The sequence below is a fragment of the Saccharopolyspora sp. NPDC002686 genome, from assembly GCF_040295745.1.
Lineage (GTDB): Bacteria > Actinomycetota > Actinomycetes > Mycobacteriales > Pseudonocardiaceae > Saccharopolyspora > Saccharopolyspora oryzae.
In genome coordinates, this window is sequence record NZ_JBEOVY010000566.1 from 1 (window position 1) to 2907 (window position 2907).

At 72.1% G+C, this 2907-nt stretch carries 3 protein-coding genes; all 3 read right to left on the reverse strand.

The window, feature by feature from the left end; translation table 11 throughout:
- Positions 1–1512: squalene--hopene cyclase (shc, locus tag ABTZ89_RS37605; RefSeq protein ID WP_502949653.1), on the reverse strand; the 1512-nt coding region annotated here is incomplete at its 3' end.
- Positions 1509–2522 carry a polyprenyl synthetase family protein gene (locus ABTZ89_RS37610; RefSeq protein WP_270953793.1) on the reverse strand — a complete coding sequence of 338 codons (1014 nt, stop codon included), beginning with the start codon at positions 2520–2522 and terminating at the stop codon, positions 1509–1511. The genes ABTZ89_RS37610 and shc, both read right to left, overlap by 4 nt.
- Positions 2519–2907 (reverse strand): FAD-dependent oxidoreductase (locus ABTZ89_RS37615; protein ID WP_351054032.1); only part of this gene is annotated, 389 nt, incomplete at its 5' end. The genes ABTZ89_RS37615 and ABTZ89_RS37610, both read right to left, overlap by 4 nt.

Here is a 2907-nt window from a genome sequence, read left to right on the forward strand (position 1 = left end):
GGTGCCGTAGACGTGGTTCGCACCCCAGCGGCCGAACCAGGATCCGTCCTCCTCCTGGTTGCGCAGCAACCACCTCACGCCGCGCCGCACCACCTCGTCGTCGTGGCCCAGCGCCGCCAGCGCCTCGACGACGTGCGCCGTGACGTCGGCCGACGGCGGGTCGATCACCTCGCCGAAGTCGCAGAAGGGCAGCTTGCGCACCAGCTGCCGGGTGTTGTCGGCGTCGAAGGCGCCCCACCCGCCGTCGGCCGACTGCATCCCGCGCAGCCAGCGCACGCCGCGTTCGATCGCGGCGTGCACCGAAACCTTGTCCGGGTGGTCCATGCGGTTCAGCGCCAGCAGGACCTCGGCGGTGTCGTCGATGTCCGGGTAGCCGTCGTTGTCGAACTCGAACGCCCAGCCGCCGCCCGGGGGCAGGTTCGGGCGGCGCACCGACCAGTCGCCCTTGACCCGGATCTCCTCCGTCAGCAAGTAGTCGGTCGCGCGGCGCAGCGCCGGGTGGGCGCTGGGCACGCCGGCGTCGCGCAGGGCTTGCACGCCGAGCACGGTGTCCCAGACCGGTGATTGGCAGGCCTCCAGCCTCCGCACCACGCCGACCGGTGTCTGCTCGCGGATCAGGAACCGTTCCAGACCGTCCAAACCCTGCCGCAGGACCGGGTGGCCGAGCGGGTAGCCGAGCAGGTGCAGCGCCAGCAGCGAGTACACCCACGGCGGTTGGATGCCGCCCCACGAGCCGTCCGCCTCCTGCCGCGCGACGATCCACTCGGCGGCGCGGAGCATCGCGTGCTTGCGCAACGACCGCAGCGGACGCTTCTGGTAGCGGTGCAGAACCCGGTCCAGCACGTGGAACCCGTACTTCCAGGAGAACTCAGGGCGAGTGCGTGCCGTGCGTCGACCGGTGCGCAGCTCGCTGACCGTGATGCCCAACTCCCGACGCGGCCGCAGCGTGCACACCACCGTCAACGGCACCACCGTCTGACGCGCCCAACACCCCCAGTCCGCCACGTTCAGCGGGAACCAGCTGGGCAGCAGCACGAGCTCAGGAGGCATGGCGGGCAGCTCGTCCCAGGACCACTCGCCGAACAGCGCCAGCCAGATGCGGGTGAACACCCGGGTGGCCTCCAGCCCGCCCTGCTCCAGGATCCAGTTGCGCGCAGCGGCCATGTGCTCGGCGTCGACGTCGTCGCCCGCGAGCTTGAGCGCGGTGTAGGCCTCCGCAGTGGTGGACAGGTCTCCCGGCCCGCCGTAGAAGTTCGCCCAGGTGCCGTCGGAACGCTGCTGGGAGCGGATCCAGCGCGCGGCCTGCTCGGTCTCCACCGCGGTGCGGATCCCGAGGAACTGCCGCAGCAGCAGGTCCTCGACGTCCATCGTCACGTTGGTCTCCAGCTCGCCCTTCCACCAGCCGTCCGGGTGCTGCCGGGACAGCAGGTGGTCGCGGGCGGCGACCAGCGCGGTCCGCGGATCGGGGATGACGACCGCGCGGGTGGGCTGCGTCTGCAACTGATCGGTCAAAGCTTCCTCCGTACGACGAACGCGGCGAGTTCGGTCAACGCCTCGGTGGCGTCCCGCGGACCGCTCGGCAGGTGTTCACCGGCAGCGGCCAGCCGGCGCTGGCACTCCCGGTGGGTCCAGTTCGCCGAACCGGCGCGCTGCACCATCTCGGCGGCTTCGTGCAGCTGCTGCTCGGTGAGCGGCTCGGGCTGGGCGTACAGCTCGCGCAGGCGTTCGCCCGCCGCGGTTCCCGAGTTCAGCGCGTGAACCACGGGCACGGTCTTCTTGCGGGCGCGCAGGTCCGACAGCACCGGTTTCCCGGTGATCTCCGGGTCGCCCCACAGCCCGAGCAGGTCGTCGACCAGCTGGAAGGCCATCCCCAGCTCGGTGCCGAAGGTGTGCAGCCCGAACACCACCTCCTGCGGTGCCCCGGCGTTGAGCGCACCGATCGAGGTCGCGCAAGCCAGCAGCGCGGCGGTCTTGTCGTGCGCCATGCGCAGGCATTCGTCCAGCGTCACGTCGTGGCGGTGCTCGAAGTCCAGGTCCGCGGCCTGCCCGGCGATGAGCACCCGGGTGGTGGCCGACAGCGACCGGGCCGCGGCGCTCGCGTGCGGGGAACTGGAATCCAGCAGCACCTCGGTGGCCAGCGCGAGCAGCGCGTCGCCGGCCAGCAGCGCGGCGGGACGACCGAAGACCGTCCAGGCCGTGGGCCGGTGGCGGCGGGAGGTGTCGCCGTCCATCACGTCGTCGTGCAGCAGCGAGAAGTTGTGCACCAGCTCGACCGCCGCAGCTGCCGCGACGGCCTGATCCGCTGCCCCCGGCGGGCGCACGCACTGCGCGGACAGCAGCACCATCGCCGGGCGCAGGGCCTTGCCGCCACCGCCCTCCGGAGCTCCGTCGACACTTCGCCAGCCGAAGTGGTACTCGCACACGCGGCGGGTGTCCGGGTCGAGCTGGGCGACCGCGCTGTGCAGGGCGGGATCCACCGATTCCCGCGCGGTGAGCAGGGCTGGCGGCAGAACTGTCGTCATGCGATCACCTCCACGCCGCGTTGCCGGTACCGGGCCGCGACCACCACCTCGGCCGCGCGGGCACCGCTGCGCACCGCGCCTTCCGTGGTGTCCGGCCAGCCCGTTGCGGTCCACGCGCCGGCCAGCACGAGGCCTGGCACCGGGGTGCGCGCATCCGGGCGGATCGCTGCGGTTCCCGGCGCCTGCCGGAAGGTCGCGTTGGGTTCGCGGGTGACGAAGAAGTCGAGCAGCCGGGCTTCCCGGGCCCGCGGGAAGAGCTGCTGCACCGCCGGGACGAACAGCGCGCGCAGGTCCTCCGTGCGCAAGTCGATGTAGTCCTGGGCGGCTGACAGCGAGATCGCCAGGTACTGACCTCGCGTCGCGCCGGAGATCGCGCTGCGGTCGA

Excerpts from the sequence above, each read along its gene's own strand:
- ABTZ89_RS37610 (WP_270953793.1), bottom strand. The coding sequence starts at position 2,522 with ATGACGACAGTTCTGCCGCCAGCCCTGCTCACCGCGCGGGAATCGGTG.